The following is a 17,639-nucleotide window of genomic DNA, read 5'->3' as shown; positions in this document are numbered from 1 at the left end:
CGCTGCTCAGGTCAGGTCCCGCTGTCTCCACTCCCACAATGGCTCCTTCGCCAGGTCCGCTAAGAGGGATACGGACTCCTCCGGTCGGAGGGCCGCGGCGCGGATGTGATCGAAGATGAAGACGTACTTCCGCAACTCGTCCGCCTTCTCCAGGAACAGCCCACCGGTCGCGTTCTCCGCGTAGACGACGTCGGTGTCCGTGGGCTCGGGGAAGTCGAGAATTGTGAACGTTCCGTCCATGCCGGCGTGCGCGCCCGCCGAGAACGGCAGGACCTGCAACGTCACGTTCGGCAGCTCGGCGGTCACGACCAAGTGGTGGATCTGGGCTCGCATGACCGCATCGCCGCCTACCGGCCGGCTGACTACCGCTTCATCGAGCACCATCCACAGGTCGATCGGGTCGTCCTGCATCAGCAACGATTGACGTTCCATTCGGACACGCACCCGGCGCTCCACCTCATCGGCGGAGATGTCCGGCCGGGCGGAGCGAATCATCGCCCGTGCGTACTCCTCCGTCTGGAGGAGACCGGGAACGACCTGCTGCTCGTACGCCCGGACGGAGTTCGCCTCTGCCTCCAGACCGACGTATGCGCCGGTCAGGACGGTGCTGTAGGGGTGCCACCAGCCCTTCTGCCGCGCCTCGCGGGAAATCTGGACCAGTTCGGCGGACTCGTCGCCGTCAATGCCGTAGATGTCCAGCATCGCCCGGACGTCCCGTGGTGTCGCACTGGTGTGCCCCGTCTCGATACGTGAGACCTTGGAGGTGGAACAGTGCAGACGGTCGGCCACCGCCTCGATCGTCACACCGGCTTCTTCACGGTGTTTGCGCAGCTCGGCGCCGAGACGGCGGCGCCGGACCGTGGGGCTTCGGCGCTGGGTCACCGCTACCTCCGGCTATGGGGTGGACGGCCGGATCAACCCGACCAGAAAGATCGAATTCGCGCTCGCTATCGGCAGGGCATTCAGTCTGACGGGTATGTCGGAAGCCCATCAACCGGACCGGTAGCCGGAAGGTGGGCGCCAACGTGCAACTTGCATTGACTAGGCTCCTGATGCAATCTGTCTGTATGGCATGGGTCACTCAACGTTCCCAGGCTGTCCGTTCAAGTAGGACGAAGTCCGACATGACGGACGCCGAGGCGGACCCGACACGGCACGCCACAACGGACCGGCCTACCCTCACGCCGGTTCGATAACAATTCGCAGCCAGCGAAAACAGGTGATCAGAAACGCCATTCGTGGGCGCATCACGCGTGCCACGGGACAAGACCCCGACGCAGCGAAAACCGCGGATCAAGGAGTCGATGTGTTGCCCCGGTCCGGCGATATCCTTTGCGTGACCCGCTCGGCGAGCGTGCAGTTCACCGAGCCGCTCTACTTCCGGGTGATCCGGGTGCATGACTGGCCGACCTATGACGGCTGGGTCTGGCTCGACGGATACGAGCTCAACGCGGGTGGTGACGCCGTAGAGCGCCGTTCGATCTTCGTCCAGGTGGACGGATTGCGGCAGATCAACGCCTCACCGGAGACGAGGGCCGGTGCCGCACCGCGACGACCGGGCCTCTCCGCCTCGGCCGTCGCGGTACGCAGTCGCTGATCGGGTCAGCCGTTCGGCCCCGGCTCGGTGGTGGGCGCGCCGGTGGGCTCCTCGGGCGCGGTGGGCTCCGGCGCCCGCGCCACGGTCAGCGTGATCTTCGTGCCCTTCGGCACCACGGCACCGCCCGGCGGGTCCGAGTCGATCACGGTGTTCGGGTCGAAGTCGTCCGTGGCCTGGTAGACCAGCGCGAACGGCAGGCCGAGCCCGGCCAGCGCCTGCTGTGCCTCCTGCATCGTGTAGCCGGTCATCCGCGGCACCTCCACCTCGGCGGCCCGGGTCGGGCTCGGCGCCGTGGTGGTCTCCGGCGCGGACGGCTCGTCCGACGCCTCCTCGGTCGGCTCCGCACTCGTCCGCTGCGCAGTCGGCGTCGCGGCGGCGGTCGCGGTCGGGGTCGGCTCCGGGTCGCCGTCGCCGCCGCTCTGCATGCCGAAGTAGATGCCGGTGCCGACCAGCAGGATCACGAGCAGCACGATCACGCCCCACATGACCGGCATCAGCCACTTGCGGTTCGGCTCCTCCGGCGCACCCCAGCCGGGATCGTTGCGGGAGAACGGGTCGGCCTGCGTGAACGCCCCGGCCGGCTCGGCGGGGCGCACGGACGCGCGCGCGGTCCACGGGTCCTGCCCGCCGGGGCCACCCGGCCCGGCCGGTCCGCCCTGGACCGGATCCATCCGCCGGGTCTGGTCGCCACCGGGCACCGGACGATAGGGCGCGGTCTGGTCGCCGGAGACCGGACGGTACGGCGCGGTCTGGTCGTGGCCGCCGGGACCGCCGGAGACCGGACGGTAGGGCGCGGTCTGGTCGTGGCCACCGGGGCCACCGGGGACCGGACGGTAGGGCGCGGTCTGGTCGCCGCCACGCGGCGGGCCACCCGGCGGCGGGCCACCCGGACCGCTCATCGGGCGCTGCAGCCGGGTCTCCTCGTTCGCGGCCCACGGGTCGGCCGGCGGTCGGCCGGCGGCTGTCTGGTCGTCACCGCCCCAGTACCGCGCGTCATCACCACGCCACTGCCGCGTCTCGTCGGGCGAACCCTGGTCGTCACCGGGACGCCTGCCGTCAGCCATCGCTGTCCTCTCCGCGGAGACGGTCGCCAGTACTCTTGGCGGTCGGTCTAAACCTATCGGCCGTTCCGGCACGTTGCGGTAACGACCCGCTCCCAGTTCGCCTCCTCGCCCCGGTGGCCCTGGCCCGCTACTCTCCCCGGCATGGCCGTACGAGGCTGGGGTGGATCGATCGCGTCGGCAGTCGGCGTGGCGGCGGGCACCGGCGCAGCACAGTTGGGGCTCGGTTACGGGCTCGGGATCATCGCGTGGGTGCCGTCACCGGACGGCTCCGCCGAGCCGGTCTGGGTGGCGAGCCTCACATGGGCCACCTGGATCGCGGCGACGTCCGTGATAGCCGGCGCCGTCTACGCGGACCGGCGCAGCGGCCCCAGCGCGCTGGCCGCCGATCCCACCGCGCGCAAGGTCAGCGGAATGCTGGAGCTGGTGCTCTGGCGCATCGCGCTGTGCCTGGCCGCCGCGCTCGGTGCGGCGCTGACCGTGGCGCTGGTCGCGGTGCCGGCCCGGGAGGCCGCGCAGGACTACACGTTCGCGCCGGAGACGATCGCGGCCGGCTACACGGTGATCGGCGTGCTCGTCGGCCTCGGGGTGTCCTTCGCCGCGATCTCGTCCGCCGCGACAGCGGCCAACGTGATCATCACGACGGCCTGGCTCTGGCTGCTCGCGATCGCGGCGACGGTGGACGGCGCGATGTCCGGCCGCGGTTTCACCGGCGCGCAGCTCGGCGTCTGGCGCATCACGGACGACGGCGAGGGCTACTGGATCCGCAGCCTGTACTGGCCGGGTGCCGCCATCTCGCTCTCCGCCGCGCTGGTCGCGGGCCTGATCTCGGCATGGTGGGGCGGCCGCCGCACCGACTCGAAGGTCGGCGTGTCGGTCTCCGGCGCGATCGGCCCGATCCTGGTCGCGGCCGCGTACTTCATGGCCGCACCGCGCCCGGGCGGCATGGAGTCCTGGCAGGTGTCGGCCTACCTGATAGCGCCGTACGCGGTGATCGCCGGCCTGCTCGGCTCCGTCATCATCGCGGCCGCCACGCCCCGCCCCTCCTACGAACGCGCGCTGCTCCCGGTCGAGATCGACGACGAGGACCCGATTCCACCGGTACGCCCGGCGCTCACCGCGGCCCCGGAACCGCTCCGCCCGCCGTCGGCCGTGCCGGCGCAGCCCGCCCGCCAACAGCAGAGCGTTCCGCAGCCGGGCAAGGCGCAACCGGGCAAGGCTCAGCCGGACCGGCCGCCCCAGCCGGACAAGCCGCAGCCCGAGAAGGCGCCACCGCCGGCGGAACCGCAGGCCGGGCCGCCGAAGTTGCGGCTGAAGCCGAAGTCGGAGCGGCCGCAGCTCGGCCTGGTCGAGGAGCCGGACCCGGAGCCGGTGCCGAAGTCCCGGCCGAAGCGCCCGGCCGCGGCGGACAAGCCGTCGGACGCCGAGCAACCGCCCAAACCGACCGGTCGTGCCCGTCCCGTGGTCAAGCCCAGGCCCGACCCGAAGAACTGACCACCGGATCAGCAGGGCCAGAGGTGGACCGGCTCGTTGGTGCGCTGCAGCTCGGCGTACGCGAGAACCATCTCGTGCAGTGCCTGGTCGCGGCTCCGGCCCCGGCGCTCGGCGTCCGCGACCCGGGCGGTCTGCCACCCGGCCCCGGTCTGCCCGGTGCGGCACCGGCCCTCGATCACGCCGAGGAGCCGGTCCCGCTCGGCCGGGTCGACACCGAAGCGGTCCAGTCCCTCGTACGCCATCGGCAGCAGCGTCTCCAGGATCAGCTTGTCCGCCTGCGTCTCGCCCATGCCGGGCCAGTTGATGTACGCGTCCAGCCCGTGCCGCGCGGCCCGGTGGAAGTTCTCCTCGGCCGAGCCGAATGTCAGCTGGGACCAGATCGGCCGGTCCGCCTCGGCCAGCGCGCGGACCAGCCCGAAGTAGAACGCGGCGTTGGCCAGGATGTCGACCACGGTGGGCCCGGCCGGGAGCACGCGGTTCTCCACCCGCAGGTGCGGCCGGCCGTTCATGATGTCGTAGACCGGCCGGTTCCACCGGTAGACCGTGCCGTTGTGCAGCCGCAGCTCGCCGAGGTTCGGCACGCCGCCGTCGTGCAGCACCACGACCGGGTCCTCGTCGTCCAGGATCGGCAGCAGCGGCGGGAAGTACCGCACGTTCTCCTCGAACAGGTCGAAGATCGACGTGATCCAGCGCTCGCCGAACCACACCCGCGGGCGTACCCCCTGGGCTCGTAGTTCGTCCGGGCGGGTGTCCGTGGACTGTTCGAAGAGCGCGATCCGGGTCTCCGCCCACAGCCGGCGGCCGTAGAGGAACGGCGAGTTCGCACCGACCGCGACCTGGGCCGCGGCAACGGCCTGGGCCGCGTTCCAGTACGCGGCGAACGTGTCCGGCGCGACCTGGAGGTGGAACTGGACGCTGGTGCAGGCGCCCTCGGCCGCGATCGAGTCGACGTACGAGCGGACCCGCTCCGCACCGCGGATGTCCAGGTCCAGCGCCTCCCCACGGGCGGCCATGATCTGGTCGTTGAGCGCGTGGTAGCGCGGGTTGGCGGAGAGGTTCTCGACGACCGTGTGCCGCTCGGTGAGCGTGGGCAGCACGCCGACCATCATTATCCGCGAGTCGGACTTGCCGGCCCGGTCCTCCGCGCGGTCCAGGCTGGTGCGCAACGCCCGCTCGTAGTCGGCGAAGCCGGTACCGGCGATGAGCCGGGGCGACGCGTTCAGCTCCAGGTTGAATCGGGCCAGCTCGGTCTGGAACAGCGGATCGTCCATGGTGGCGAGCACTTCGGCGTTGCGCATCGCGGGCTCGGCATCGGCGTCGATCAGATTGAGCTCGATCTCGAGACCGGTGGTCGGGCGGTCGGCGTCGAACGCGAAGTCGTCGAGCATCAGGGCGAAGACATCGAGGCACCGGCGCACCTTCCGCCGGTACTGGACCCGGTCCTCCCTGGTGAAAGCGGCTGAGGTGACGTCCTTGCCCATCTGTCCTCCCGGCGCACGGCAGTGACGGATCTATGTGGGTGAGCGACGCAGCTCAGGAAGACACAATGCTTCACAACGCCCGGTAAGCACTCCGGAACGCTCCGTCCACCATGCCACACGGGAACGCGTAACCTCTAGTGCCGGATAGATCACTTCCCACGCCGATGGGATTCCCAGAGACAGCAAAACCCCCGGCCGTGCGGGCGGCCGGGGGTGTTCGCGGAAGATCAGGCGCGGCGGATGGCCTCGGCCTCGATCTCGATCTTGACCTTCTTGCCGACGAGCACGCCGCCGGTCTCCAGGTTCTGGTTCCAGGTGATGCCGAACTCCTCGCGGTCGATCTCGGTCGTCGCGGAGAAGCCGATGACCTCCTGGCCCCACGGGGACTTGTTGACGCCCTCGAACTCGACGTCCAGCTCGACCCGGCGGGTGACGTCCTTGACCGTCAGGTCGCCGTGCAGCTTGAACTCGTTGCCGCTGATCTCGGCCAGGCCGGCGCTGCGGAACGTCAGCTGCGGGTGCTTCTCGACGTCCAGGAAGTCGCCGCTCTTCAGGTGACCGTCACGGTCGGCCTGGTTGGTGTCGATGCTCGAGGCGTCGATGTCGGCGGTGACGGAGGACTCCAGCGGGTCCTCCGCGATCGTGACCACGCCGGTCACGGTCTTGAACTGACCACGGACCTTGCTCACCACGAGGTGCCGGGCCACGAAGCCGACACGCGAGTGGGCGGGGTCGATGTCGTACACACCGGCGGCCGGGATGGAGACGCCGTTGTAGTCACGAACGTTGAGGTCACTCATTGGAGGTTCTCCCAGAAACAAGGTCTGCTATCAGGACGTCTGACGAAGCAACTATATGCTGCGCAGTATTCCGCGTGTCAAGCTTTGCTAAAGTTGAGCCGTGACTCCGAACCTGTTCGACGACCCGCGCATCACCGCGATCGGCTTGCTCTCCGAGGTCCACTCGGGTCTGACCAACCGGTTCGCTGCCCAGTTCGACCAGCACAACGTCTCCACCGTCGAGTTCGAGGTGCTCATGCGCCTGGCCCGGTCCCCCGGCCGCGAGCTGCGGATGACCGACCTGGCGTCGCAGACGTCGCTCTCCACCAGTGGCGTCACCCGCGTCGTGGACCGGATGGAGCGCGCCGGACTGCTCTGCCGTCGCGCCTGCCCCACCGACCGGCGCAGCTCCTACGCGGTGATCACCGAAGCCGGGCTGGCCCGGATCGAGGAGACGCTCCCCGGCCATCTCGCACTGATCGAGGAGTTCTTCACCGGCCTGCTCGACGCCGATCGGCTGAAGGATCTGCTCGGCACACTGCGCGTGATCCGGGACGCCGCCAATCCCGGGGCGATGGTGGGCACTACGGACACTTCTCACTCCGGAGAGTAACCGTTCGCGCATGATCCGGGTCGGTAACCGGCAGAACAAGAGGCAGAAGAGCCCACCAGAAGCGACATTGCTCCCGAAAACGGCAAATGCCGCCGGGTGATCGGTTAGATTTCCCGCGCACGGGGACGCACACCGGGGGGTGTTTCACGCACGGAGGTCGGGGGGCCTCTGCGGGGTTTCCGTCGCGTCGCGCGTGCACGGGGGTGCGCGCCTTCCGGCGCCGGCCGCTCACCAGCGGCCGGCGCCGGTTCTTCCAGAGCCAGACGGTGTTGGCGCAGGCTCTTCCTCAGGTCACTCCGCTGCGCTCGCGTTCGGTGGGCAGCAGCGTGATGCCGCCGAGCTTGCACACCTCGGCCAGCCGGGCCAGCACGGATGTGCGCTGTTGTCCGTCGTCCGTGCTCGCCGCCAGCCCGACCAGCGCCTCCGCCACATCGCGCAGGTCGTGGCCGCCGCTGTGCGAGTCCGCCGCGGCCGTGAACCACTCCGCGGCCAGTTCGCGTTCGCCGCGCCCGGCCGCCAGGTAGGCCTCGATCATCGCGATCTGTCCCTCGGTGACGGCGGGCCGCCGCGCGTCCGGGTCGTCCGGCACACCGGCCGGCTCGCGCAGCTCGGCCAGGATCCGGCCGGCCGTCTCCGCGTCGCCGGCCTGCGCGGCCGCGATCCCGATCGTGCCGAGCAGCCGCCGCCGGTGGCCGGGGTCGCCGTGCCGTTCCAGCACCTCGATCGCGCGGCGGCCGAGTGACTGCGCCTCCGTGTACCGGCCGCCGAGCCGGCTCACCTCGGCCAGGTTCGCCATCGCGAGCGCGCGCAGCCGGTCGTCGCCCTGTTGCGCGGCCAGTCGGTCGACCGCGGCGAGCCGGCGCCGGGCCGCGCGCAGGTCGCCGGCCCGGATCTCGTGCCAGGTCAGGTTGTTCTGCGCGACCGTCATGTCGCGTGGCCGGTCCAGCCGGGTGGCGAGCGTGAGCGCGGCCTCGCCGTGCCGGCGGGCCTCGTCGTACCCGCCGACGGTCATCCACAGGGCGCAGAGCACGTTGCGGGCCGCGAGCTCGCCGGCCACCTCGCCGTGGCGCTGGAATTCGGTGAGCGCGCCGGTCACGGCCGGCAGTTCCTCCGCGCCGGCGCCGTGTTCCAGCGCGAGCCGGCCCAGCCCGACCTGCGCCCACGCCCGGACCCGGGGGTCCGCGTCCTCGGTGCGCGGGTCCGCGAGCAGGCGGCGCAGCCAGTGCCGGCCCACCACGTCGCGGCCGCGGAACCGCCACCACCGGGGCAGTGCGGCCGCGATCCGCAGCGCGGTGTGCGGATCGTCGCCGGCGGCGTGGGCCAGCGCGGCCCACAGGTCACCGGAGATCTCGTCCAGCCGGTTGATGCCGTCGGTCAGGTCGTGCCCGGCCAGTTGCGGCGCGGTGCGTTCGGCCAGCCGGGCGAACACGGCCGCGTGCCGGGTGCGGATCGCGGACGCCTCGCCGCGCGCGACGGCGCGTTCCTCCGCGAGCTCGCGGACCACGTCGACGAGCCGGAACCGGTACGGGCCGGCACCGCGCACGCCGAGCAGACCCAGCTCCAGCAGCCGGTCGAGCAGCGGCAGCGGGTCGGCCGGCTCGGCGTCGTCGTCGGACAGGATCGCCGCGGCCAGGCGCACCGACCAGCGGTGGCGGAACGCGGCGAGCCGGCGCAGGCCCGCGCGCTCGTCCGGTTCCAGCAGCCGGTAGCTGGCGGCGGCCGCGTCGCGCAGCGTGACGTCGGTGGACGGGCGGCTGCCGGGCCGGCCGGACAGGTCGAGCACCCGGTCGCCGTACCGCTGCAGGATCTCGTCGATGTCGAGCAGCCGGCCCCGGGCGGCGGCCAGTTCCAGCGCGAGCGGTAGTCCGCCGAGCCGGCGCAGCAACGCACCGAGCGCGACCGCCTCCTCGTCCGTGATCGGGTCGCGGCGCACCTGCCGGAGCCGGGCCAGGAACAGCGCGGCCGCGGGGTAGGCGGCGATCTCGTCCGGGCGGGCCGGCGCGTCCGGGGGCGGCGTCTCCAGCGGGCCGACCGGGCGGACGTGCTCGCCGGGCAGCCCGATCGGGTGCCGGCCGGTGGCCAGCACGCGCAGGTTCGGCGCGGACTCGATCAGCCAGTGCAGCGCGTCCGCGACCGCGTCCGGTGAGCGCTCGACGCCGTCGATCATCACGAACGTGCGCTCGCCGCGCAGCCGGGTGCGCAGGTCGGCCGCGCGGGCCACGCCGAGCACCGCGGCCAGCTGGGCCAGGACGTCGCTGCCGCTGGACAGCTCGGTGATCACGATGCCGGCCGTGCCGCCGGGGTGCGCGGCGGCGACGCGTTCGGCGACCGCGAGGCCGAGGCTGGTCTTGCCCACCCCGGCCAGGCCGACCAGCGTCACCACGCCGGGTGGGCCGGACGCGGTGATCAGCTCCGCCACGTCCGCGACCTCGGTGTCCCGGCCGATCAGTTCGACCGGCGGCGGCAGCCCGTTGCGCGGCGGCACCGGCGGTTCGGGCACCGCGGGCCGGCCGCGGGCGGCCGCGAGGAAGTCGGCGCGTTCCCGGCCGGCGAGCGAGAGCGCGGTGGCGATCAGCTCCACCGTGGTGCGCTGTGGCCGGGACGCCCGGCCACGTTCGAGATCACGGACCGTGCGCACGCCGATGCCGGCCGCGGCGGCCAGGTCGGCCTGGGTCATGCCCGCGGTGGCCCGCCGTGCCCGCAGCAGGTCGGCAAAGCCGGCTCCACGCTGGTCAGAGCCATGATCCACGGTCATGGCGGAAGACTACGGGCGCGTATCACACGCCGGAAGACGATCGTCGGCGGACCGACCGGCCTACTGCCGATAGCCGACAGCTCCGCGGCCTCCGGTCAGATGCCGAGGTCACGGGCGATGATCATGCGCTGGACCTCGGACGTACCCTCGCCGATCTCCAGGATCTTGGAATCGCGCCAGAAGCGGGCCACCGGCGTCTCGTTGATGAAGCCGTATCCACCGTGGATCTGGGTGGCCTCCCGCGCGTTGGTCACCGCGGCCTCGCTGGCGTGCAGCTTCGCGATCGCGGCCGCGCGCTTGAAGTCCGCGCCGGAGATCAGCCGCGCGGCCGCGTCGTGGTAGGCGAGGCGGGAGGTGTGCGTACGTACCTCCATGTCGGAGATCTTGAACTTGATCGCCTGGAAGTCACCGATCGGGTGACCGAACGCGTGCCGCCCGCGCGCGTAGGTCAGCGACTCGTCCACGCACCCCTGGGACAGGCCGGTCGCCAGCGCCGCGATCGCGATCCGGCCCTCGTCGAGAATGCGCAGGAACTGCGCGAAGCCGCGGCCGCGCGGGCCGAGCAGGTTCTCCGCGGGGACGCGCACGTCCTCCAGGATCAGCTCGTGGGTGTCCGAGGCGCACCAGCCGACCTTGGAGTACCCGGGCAGCACCGTGAGGCCGGGTGTGCCGCTCGGCACGATGATCGTGGAGATCTCCTTGGCCCCGTCCGCGGTCGTGCCGGTGACCGCGGTGACCGTGACCAGCGACGTGATGTCCGTGCCGGAGTTGGTGATGAAGCACTTCGCGCCGTTGATCACCCACTCGTCGCCGTCCAGCACCGCGCGCGTGACGGTGCCGCCCGCGTCCGATCCCGCGCCCGGCTCGGTCAGCCCGAACGCGGCCAGCCGCTCGCCGCTGATCAGGTCCGGCAGCCAGCGTGCCCGCTGCGCGTCGGTGCCGAACCGGTAGATCGGCATGGCGCCGAGTGAGATCGCGGCCTCCAGCGTGATCGCCACGCTGGAGTCGACCCGGGCCAGCTCCTCCAGCGCCAGGCAGAGCGCCAGGTAGTCGCCGCCCATGCCGCCCACGTCCTCCGGGAACGGCAGGCCGAACAGGCCCATCGCGCCCATCCGCCGGACGATCTCGTACGGGAACGCGTGCTTCTCGTAGAACTCGCCGATGACCGGCGCGACCACCTCGCGGGCGAAGTCGCGCACGCTCGCGCGCAGCGCCTCGTGTTCCTCGCTGAGCATGCCGGATCTCCCCTCTAGACGGGTGTCACACCGTGCCGGCGGCGGGCGAACGAGCGGTCCTTGCCGTCCGCGGCCGCGTATCGCGCGATCAGCTCGGCGCGCAGCTCGGCCGGCGGCACGACGGTGTCCACCACCAGCTCACCGGCGAGACGCGCGATGTCGATGTCCTGCTCGTACTCGGCACGGCGGGCGGCGACGAACGCGTCCCGCTCCGCCTCGTCCTCGATTGCCGCGATCTTGTTGGCGTAGACCGCGTTCACCGCCGCCTCCGCGCCCATCACCGCGATCTTGGCGGTGGGCAGCGCGATCGTGGCGTCCGGGTCGAAGCCGGGGCCGGCCATCGCGTAGAGGCCGGCGCCGTACGCCTTGCGGACCACCACGCAGATCTTCGGCACCGTGGCCTCGGAGACCGCGCTGATCATCTTGGCACCGTGCCGGATGATGCCCTGCTTCTCGACCGCGGTGCCGACCATGAAGCCGGGAACGTCCGCGAGGAACAGCAGCGGCACGTTGAACGCGTCGCAGAGCTGCACGAACCGCGCCGCCTTGTCCGCGGAGTCGACGAACAGCACGCCGCCCTTGAACATCGAGTTGTTGCCGAGCACCCCGACGGTACGGCCGTTCAGCCGGCCGAACCCGATGGTCAGCTCGCGGGCCCACAGCGCCTGGATCTCCAGGAACGAGTCGCGGTCGAGCAGGCCCTTCACGAAGCGCCGCATGTCGAACGCCTGCCGTTCGCTGGCCGGGACCAGCCCGCCGAGGTCCACCGCGGGCGACTCGGTGCCGTCCACCGCGGGCGGCGCCTGGGTCCAGTTGTCCGGCAGGTAGGAGAGGTAGCGGCGCACCACGTCCAGCGCCTCGACCTCGGACTTGCACAGGAAGTGGCCGACGCCGGACTCGGCACAGTGGACCCGGGCGCCGCCCATCGCCTCCAGCGTGGTCTGCTCGCCGGTGACCATGCGCACCATCCGGTCGGAGCCGAGGTACATGCTGGCGTTGCCGTCGACCATCGCGACCACGTCGCAGAACGCCGGGATGTAGGCACCGCCGGCCGCGGACGGGCCGAACAGCGCGCAGACCTGTGGGATCGCGCCGGACGCGCGGACCTGGGTGTGGAAGATCTTGCCGGCACCGCGCCGGCCGGGGAACAGGTCGACCTGGTCGGTGATCCGCGCGCCGGCGGAGTCGACCAGGTAAATCATCGGGTGGCCCCGCTCGTACGCCCGCTCGATGATTCTGATGATCTTCTCGACCGTGCGGGCGCCCCAGGAGCCGGCCTTGACCGTGGAGTCGTTCGCCATCAGGCAGATGGGGCGGCCGGCGATCGTGGCGGTCCCGGTGATCACACCGTCCGCCGGGAGGCCGTCGGCCAGCACGTTCGCGTAGCGGCCGTCCTCGGTGAACGAGCCCTCGTCGACCAGGTGCGCGATGCGCTCACGGGCGAACAGTTTGCCCTTCGCCGCGTTGGCGGCGTGGTACTTCTCGGCGCCACCCGCCTCGGCGCGCTTGCGCATCTCCGCCAGGGTCGCCTCGTCGAGCGTCACCGGACCTCCCCGCACCGTCGCTTAACGATCGTTAGGGTAACCCAGCTCCGGTGCCCGCGCCAGGGAAAAGCCCCCGCGCGGAGACCGCACGGGGGCTTTCCGGTGTTACGTGGTGCTTCAGCCCAGCAGGCCGGACAGCAGGTTCTGCACCGGCAGGCCGTTGCCCAGGCTGTTGTTGCCGCCCTTGGTCAGGCCGCTGACGACCGGGAGCTCCAGCGACTCGGCCGAGTGACGACCCGCGGCCGCGTCCGCACCGTCGCCGTAGGCGTCCGGGCTGACACCGTCGTAGTCGCCGGACGGGTCGCCGCTGCCGTCGTCGACCGGCTCCTCGTCCACCGGCTCCTCGTCGACGGGCTCCTCGTCGGTCGGCTCCTCGTCGACCGGCTCCTCGTCCACGGGCTCCTCGTCCACCGGCTCCTCGTCGGTGGGCTCCTCGTCGTCACCCGGGTAGTGCGAGTCCGGCTGCTCCGGGGAGACGCCGTTGCCCTCGTCGCCACCGTTGGAGCACTGCGCGGCGGCCTCGCCGTCGCCCAGCACGCCCGCCGCGATGCCGCAGATGTTGATCGGCACGTTGACCGGCACCGCGACCTGCAGGTTGTTGAGCACGCCGTCGACGTCGCCCGAGCCGCCACCCTGGTGGATGCCGGCCTCGCCCCAGTTGGAGCCCTCGTTCTTGCAGTCGGCGGCCGCCTCGCCGTCGCCGAGCAGGCCGACCGCGACGCCGCACAGGTTGATCGGCACGTCGACCGGAACCGCGACGCTGGCGTTGTTCAGGATCCCGTCGACGTCGCCGCCGGCGGTGTTCTGCATGATCGCGGTGCCCTCGGCACCGCCGTGGCCGTGGCCACCGTTGCTCAGCTTGGCGGCCGACTTGGCGTCGCCGACCGCGATGCCGCCGACGTTCACCGGCACGTGGATCGGCGCGACGACCGACAGGTTGTTGCCGATGCCGTCGACGTCGTGGCCGCCCGCACCCTGCGCCTGGCCGCCGTGCCGCTTGGCCTCGGTGATCGCGGACTCGGTCTCGGCGCTGCCGCCGTTCTTGCCCACGCCCTCGGCGGACGCGTCGCCCAGGATGCCCGCGGCAACGCCGATGACGTTGACCGGCACCTGGATCGGCGCGGCGACCTTCAGGTTGTTGGCGATGCCATCGACATCGCCGCCACCCGAACCCTGGGTGATGGAGTGCTCCGGCAGCTCGTTGGTGCACTCGGAGGCGGCGTAGCCGTCACCGAGCACGCCGACCGCGACGCTGCAGAGGTTGATCGGGATGTCGATCGGCGCGGCGATGGACGCGTCGTTCAGGATGCCGTCGGTGTCACCGTCGGACGACGAGGCCTGCTGGATGTCGGCCGCCTGAGCGGCGGTCGGCGCGAGCAGCAGCGCGCCCGCGGTCAGCACGCCAACGCTCAGAGTCTTGCGAACCCAAGTCTTCATGGGAAGGCAATAACCTTTCGAAATAAGAAAAGAGAATGTCTCTTACGGAATTTCGCTATTAGGTTGTGGTGCCGAATCCGTAGTCCGGCGGGCGAACGAACGCCTTGCCGGGCGCGGCGGTGCCCTGGGCCTTTGTGCTGTTTCCCCTGGTAATGGTCGGGAGAGCCAACCGGCACCGGTACGCCGGCGGAACCATCCTCAATCCGGAGAAATGGTGGGGGCCTCGGCATCGCGCCGGGGCACCACGAGATCGGCCGGGGCGGTGGGCCGGGACGCGGCCCCCATCGTGCCCTCGACCGCGGCGGGGCTGACGGCGAACGAACCACCGTCGGTGTTCACCACCGACCCGCCGGTCGGCGCTCCCGTCGTACCGCCCGAGGTGCCCTTGGCGGGCCCGAACGGCAGCGGTGCACCGGGGAGTTGCTCCGGGACACCCGTCCGGGCGTCTCGGAGCGGGAGCGGCTCGGTGGGTGCCGAGCGCGCGGCCCGCTCGGGCTCCGAGTCGAGCCGCATGCCGGTCACGACCGCCGCCGCCGGCACCCGGGCGGGCGCGGTGCTCGCGGCGGTGACACCCGTGCTCGGGGTGACCGGGGTCGGAACCACCACGTCCGGCGACGCGGTGGCGGAGTCGGTCCGGAGACCGTCGGGCTCGGCCGGTGTGTCGTGCGACGGGATCGCGACGGGCCTCGGATCCGGTCCGCCCAGGCCCGCCGGACCGGCCGGTGCGGTGGCCGTGTCCCGGACTGCGGGGTTCGTGGAGCCGGCCGGTCCGCCGGTGAGGCGGATGGGTGCGACGGGCTCCCGCTCGGCACCGTCTCCGGTGACGAGCGTGCGTAGCGTGTGCGCCGGAGCGTCGGACTCCGCCGGCTGGCGCGCCGGCATCGCCGTGTCGGTCCGGGCGAAGGCGCCGATGCCGCGGAGGTGGTCCGTCGGCGGTGCGGCGGTGACCTCGGCCGCAGGCGTCAGAAGCTCACCGACCAGCGAGGGTGCGCGTTCCTCGACCACCCCGATGCCGAGGTCGTTGACGAGGGCGAGCACGCCCGGACCGCGGTGTGCGGCCTCGGTAGGCGTCTCAGGCTCTGCGGCGTGGGCGGCACCGGCGGTGAGCAGCCAGGCCGCTCCCGCGATGCCACCGATGACGAGCGTGCGCAGGACCGGCCGGCGTCCCCGACGATCCGCCACCACCTGGTTGACTGATCGCAGGACCGCGGACACGCCGAAGGGCGGGACGGCGGTCTCGGGCACGGTCGTGCTTGACGCACGTCCCGCCCGTTGCTCCGCCATTGGTTCGCCCCTCGTCCGTCGGCACGTCGTTCGGCGGGCGCTTCATCCACGCAAATTGGACGAAACGCTCTCACCGAATTAGGTAACGAAGCGGATAAGGGCGGGATACGCGACGAATCGGAATTACTGTGACACCAATCGGGAGCGCGGGCCGGCGCGCAGAACGCCGGACGGCAGCTCCCGGCCGGTGATCTGTTCGGCCAGTGCCGCGGCCTCCAGAAGTTTCTCCAGGTCGATGCCGGTGTCGATGCCCATGTCGTGCAGCATGTGGACGACTTCCTCGGTGGCCACGTTGCCGGAGGCGCCGGGTGCGTACGGGCAGCCGCCGAGACCACCCACGCTCGCGTCGAACTCGGTCACGCCCAGCTCCAGCGCGGTCAGGATGTTCGCCAGGCCGGTGCCGCGCGTGTTGTGGAAGTGCAGGAGCAGCGGGATCCGGCCGACCGCGGTCAGCAGCTCGCGTACCCGCCGGGGGGTCGCCATGCCGGTGGTGTCGCCGAACGCGACCCGGTCCGCGCCGTCACCCAGCACCCGCTCCACGATGCCGGCCACCCGGGCGGGCGCGATGTCCCCCTCGTACGGGCAGCCGAAGCTGGTCGCCACGATCACCTCCACCGTGGCGCCGGCCGCGTGCACCGTCGTGATCAGCTCGGTCAGGCCGGCGAGCGACTCCTCCGTGGACCGGTTCAGGTTGCGCCGGTTGTGCGTGTCGCTGGCCGAGACGACCACCTCGAGCTCGGTGAAGCCGGCGGCCAGCGCGCGTGCGGCGCCACGCGGATTCGGCACCAGCGCGGAGTAGCGCACGCCGTCGGCCTTGCGTGCCCGTGCCCACACCTCGTCCGCGTCGGCCATCTGCGGGATCGCCTTCGGGTGCACGAAGGACACCGCCTCGATGCGCCGCACGCCGGTGGCGGAGAGCGCGTCCAGCAGCCGGACCTTGGCGTCGGTGGGCACCGGCGCCTCGTTCTGCAGCCCGTCGCGCGGGCCGACCTCGCGGATCGAGACCATGGCTAGCGTCCCCTCATCCGGCCCACGATGCCGGTGTCGTAGTCGCCCGAGCGGAACTCGTCGTTCTCCAGCAGCTCGGCGAAGAACGGCAGGTTCGACTTCGGCCCGGCGATCTCGAACCCGGCGACCGCGTCGCGCGCGCGGGCCAGCGCCTGCTCACGGTCCTCGCCGAAGACGATCAGCTTGGCCATCAGCGAGTCGTAGAAGCGCGGCACCGTGGTGCCGGCGGCGTACCCGGAGTCGACCCGGACGCCGTGCCCGGCCGGCTCGACCCAGGTGGTGACCGTGCCGGGGCCCGGCAGGAAGCGCTTCGGGTCCTCCGCGTTGACGCGAAGTTCGATCGCGTGGCCGGTCAGACGGAGCGTGCCGAACGTGGGCGGCAGTCCCGACGCCACCCGCAGCTGCTCCTCGACCAGGTCCACGCCCCAGACCAGCTCCGTGACCGGATGCTCGACCTGCAGCCGGGTGTTCATCTCCAGGAAGAAGAACTCACCGGTGGCCGGGTCGAGCAGGCACTCCACCGTGCCGGCGTTGCGATAGCCGACGGCCTCACCGGCCCGGACCGCGGCGGCCAGCAGGCGCTCCCGCAGCTCCGGTGTGACCGCGGGGGACGGCGCCTCCTCCGCGACCTTCTGGTTGCGGCGCTGCACCGAGCACTCACGCTCGCCCAGCGCGACCACCCGGCCGTCCGCCAGGCCGAGGATCTGCACCTCCACGTGCCGTACCCGGGGGAAGTAGCGTTCCAGCAGCACGGAGCCGTCGCCGAACATGCGCTCCGCGAAGGCGCGAACCTTGTCGAACTCGGCGCGCAGCGCGGTCTCGTCCGCCGCGACCGCCATGCCCATGCCGCCGCCGCCCGCGGCCGCCTTGATCATCACTGGGTAGCCGATGCCCGCGGCGAGCGCCGCCTCGACGTCCGCGACCGGCTCGCGGGTGCCGGGCGCGACCGGCACGCCGGCCGCCTCCATCAGGTTCCGCGCGCGGATCTTGTCGCCCATCGCGGCGATCGCGTCGGCACCCGGGCCGACCCAGATCAACCCCTGGCCCGCGACGGTACGGGCGAAGTCCGCGTTCTCCGAGAGGAAGCCGTAGCCCGGGTGGATCGCCTGCGCGCCGGTCGACTTCGCCGCCGCGAGGATCGCCTCGGCGTTGCGGTAGCTCAGCGCCGGATCGGCCGGGCCGACGCAGACGGCCTCGTCCGCCTCGCGCACGAACGGCAGGTCCGCGTCCACGTCGGAGTGCACCGCGACGGTGCGCACGCCGAGACGGCGCGCGGTGCGAAGGATCCGGCGGGCGATCTCGCCCCGGTTCGCGATGAGCAACGACTCGATCATGCGGGAGCGCCCTTCTG

At 71.8% G+C, this 17,639-nt stretch carries 14 protein-coding genes; 3 read left to right on the top strand and 11 right to left on the bottom strand.

What is annotated here, in order from left to right:
• Window positions 1-6: 6 nt before the first annotated feature.
• A complete protein-coding gene (locus J2S44_RS19285; RefSeq protein ID WP_310415773.1) occupies window positions 7-882 on the bottom strand; it encodes a helix-turn-helix domain-containing protein in 876 nt (291 codons plus the stop codon).
• Window positions 883-1,306: 424 nt separating this feature from the next.
• Here J2S44_RS19285 and J2S44_RS19280 point away from each other — a divergent pair, with 424 nt between their 5' ends.
• Entirely contained in the window at window positions 1,307-1,597 is a 291-nt protein-coding gene (locus J2S44_RS19280; protein WP_310429772.1) for a hypothetical protein, read from the top strand.
• 5 nt (window positions 1,598-1,602) lie between these two features.
• Here the strand turns inward: J2S44_RS19280 and J2S44_RS19275 are convergent, their stop codons facing one another.
• Entirely contained in the window at window positions 1,603-2,661 is a 1,059-nt protein-coding gene (locus tag J2S44_RS19275) for a PASTA domain-containing protein (protein ID WP_310415769.1), read from the bottom strand.
• Between the two features lie 141 nt (window positions 2,662-2,802).
• Here J2S44_RS19275 and J2S44_RS19270 point away from each other — a divergent pair, with 141 nt between their 5' ends.
• On the top strand, window positions 2,803-4,152 hold the full coding sequence (locus J2S44_RS19270; protein WP_310415766.1) for a hypothetical protein: 1,350 nt from the start codon (window positions 2,803-2,805) through the stop codon (window positions 4,150-4,152).
• Window positions 4,153-4,160: 8 nt separating this feature from the next.
• On the opposite strand, the gene J2S44_RS19265 is transcribed toward J2S44_RS19270, so the two are convergent.
• Both J2S44_RS19265 and J2S44_RS19260 read right to left on the bottom strand, forming a co-directional pair.
• Complete coding sequence (locus tag J2S44_RS19265; protein ID WP_310415763.1) at window positions 4,161-5,633, bottom strand: glutamate-cysteine ligase family protein; 1,473 nt, start codon at window positions 5,631-5,633, stop codon at window positions 4,161-4,163.
• A gap of 227 nt (window positions 5,634-5,860) precedes the next feature.
• Window positions 5,861-6,433 carry a YceI family protein gene (locus tag J2S44_RS19260; protein WP_310415760.1) on the bottom strand — a complete coding sequence of 191 codons (573 nt, stop codon included), beginning with the start codon at window positions 6,431-6,433 and terminating at the stop codon, window positions 5,861-5,863.
• Window positions 6,434-6,533: 100 nt separating this feature from the next.
• Here J2S44_RS19260 and J2S44_RS19255 point away from each other — a divergent pair, with 100 nt between their 5' ends.
• On the top strand, window positions 6,534-7,025 hold the full coding sequence (locus J2S44_RS19255; protein WP_310415757.1) for a MarR family winged helix-turn-helix transcriptional regulator: 492 nt from the start codon (window positions 6,534-6,536) through the stop codon (window positions 7,023-7,025).
• A 286-nt stretch (window positions 7,026-7,311) separates the two neighbouring features.
• Here J2S44_RS19255 and J2S44_RS19250 read toward each other — a convergent pair whose 3' ends face one another.
• The 7 genes from J2S44_RS19250 to J2S44_RS19220 form a co-directional block, all read right to left on the bottom strand.
• Window positions 7,312-9,780 carry an ATP-binding protein gene (locus J2S44_RS19250; RefSeq protein WP_310415754.1) on the bottom strand — a complete coding sequence of 823 codons (2,469 nt, stop codon included), beginning with the start codon at window positions 9,778-9,780 and terminating at the stop codon, window positions 7,312-7,314.
• A 95-nt stretch (window positions 9,781-9,875) separates the two neighbouring features.
• Window positions 9,876-11,015, bottom strand: coding sequence for an acyl-CoA dehydrogenase family protein (locus J2S44_RS19245; protein ID WP_310415752.1), 1,140 nt, complete (start codon window positions 11,013-11,015; stop codon window positions 9,876-9,878).
• A 14-nt stretch (window positions 11,016-11,029) separates the two neighbouring features.
• Entirely contained in the window at window positions 11,030-12,529 is a 1,500-nt protein-coding gene (locus J2S44_RS19240; RefSeq protein ID WP_374727999.1) for an acyl-CoA carboxylase subunit beta, read from the bottom strand.
• A 147-nt stretch (window positions 12,530-12,676) separates the two neighbouring features.
• The gene (locus J2S44_RS19235) at window positions 12,677-13,996 is read right to left on the bottom strand and encodes a hypothetical protein (RefSeq protein WP_310415747.1); all 1,320 of its coding nucleotides are present in this window, start codon (window positions 13,994-13,996) and stop codon (window positions 12,677-12,679) included.
• Window positions 13,997-14,194: 198 nt separating this feature from the next.
• The gene (locus J2S44_RS19230) at window positions 14,195-15,241 is read right to left on the bottom strand and encodes a hypothetical protein (protein ID WP_310415745.1); all 1,047 of its coding nucleotides are present in this window, start codon (window positions 15,239-15,241) and stop codon (window positions 14,195-14,197) included.
• Window positions 15,242-15,403: 162 nt separating this feature from the next.
• A complete protein-coding gene (locus tag J2S44_RS19225) occupies window positions 15,404-16,288 on the bottom strand; it encodes a hydroxymethylglutaryl-CoA lyase (protein ID WP_310415742.1) in 885 nt (294 codons plus the stop codon).
• A 2-nt stretch (window positions 16,289-16,290) separates the two neighbouring features.
• A complete protein-coding gene (locus tag J2S44_RS19220) occupies window positions 16,291-17,622 on the bottom strand; it encodes an acetyl-CoA carboxylase biotin carboxylase subunit (protein ID WP_310415739.1) in 1,332 nt (443 codons plus the stop codon).
• Window positions 17,623-17,639 lie beyond the last annotated feature (17 nt).

Origin of the sequence: Catenuloplanes niger, assembly GCF_031458255.1 — a bacterium.
Classification (GTDB): Bacteria; Actinomycetota; Actinomycetes; order Mycobacteriales; family Micromonosporaceae; genus Catenuloplanes; species Catenuloplanes niger.
Note: the sequence above shows the minus strand (reverse complement) of the source record. Positions and strands in the feature narration are given on the sequence as shown.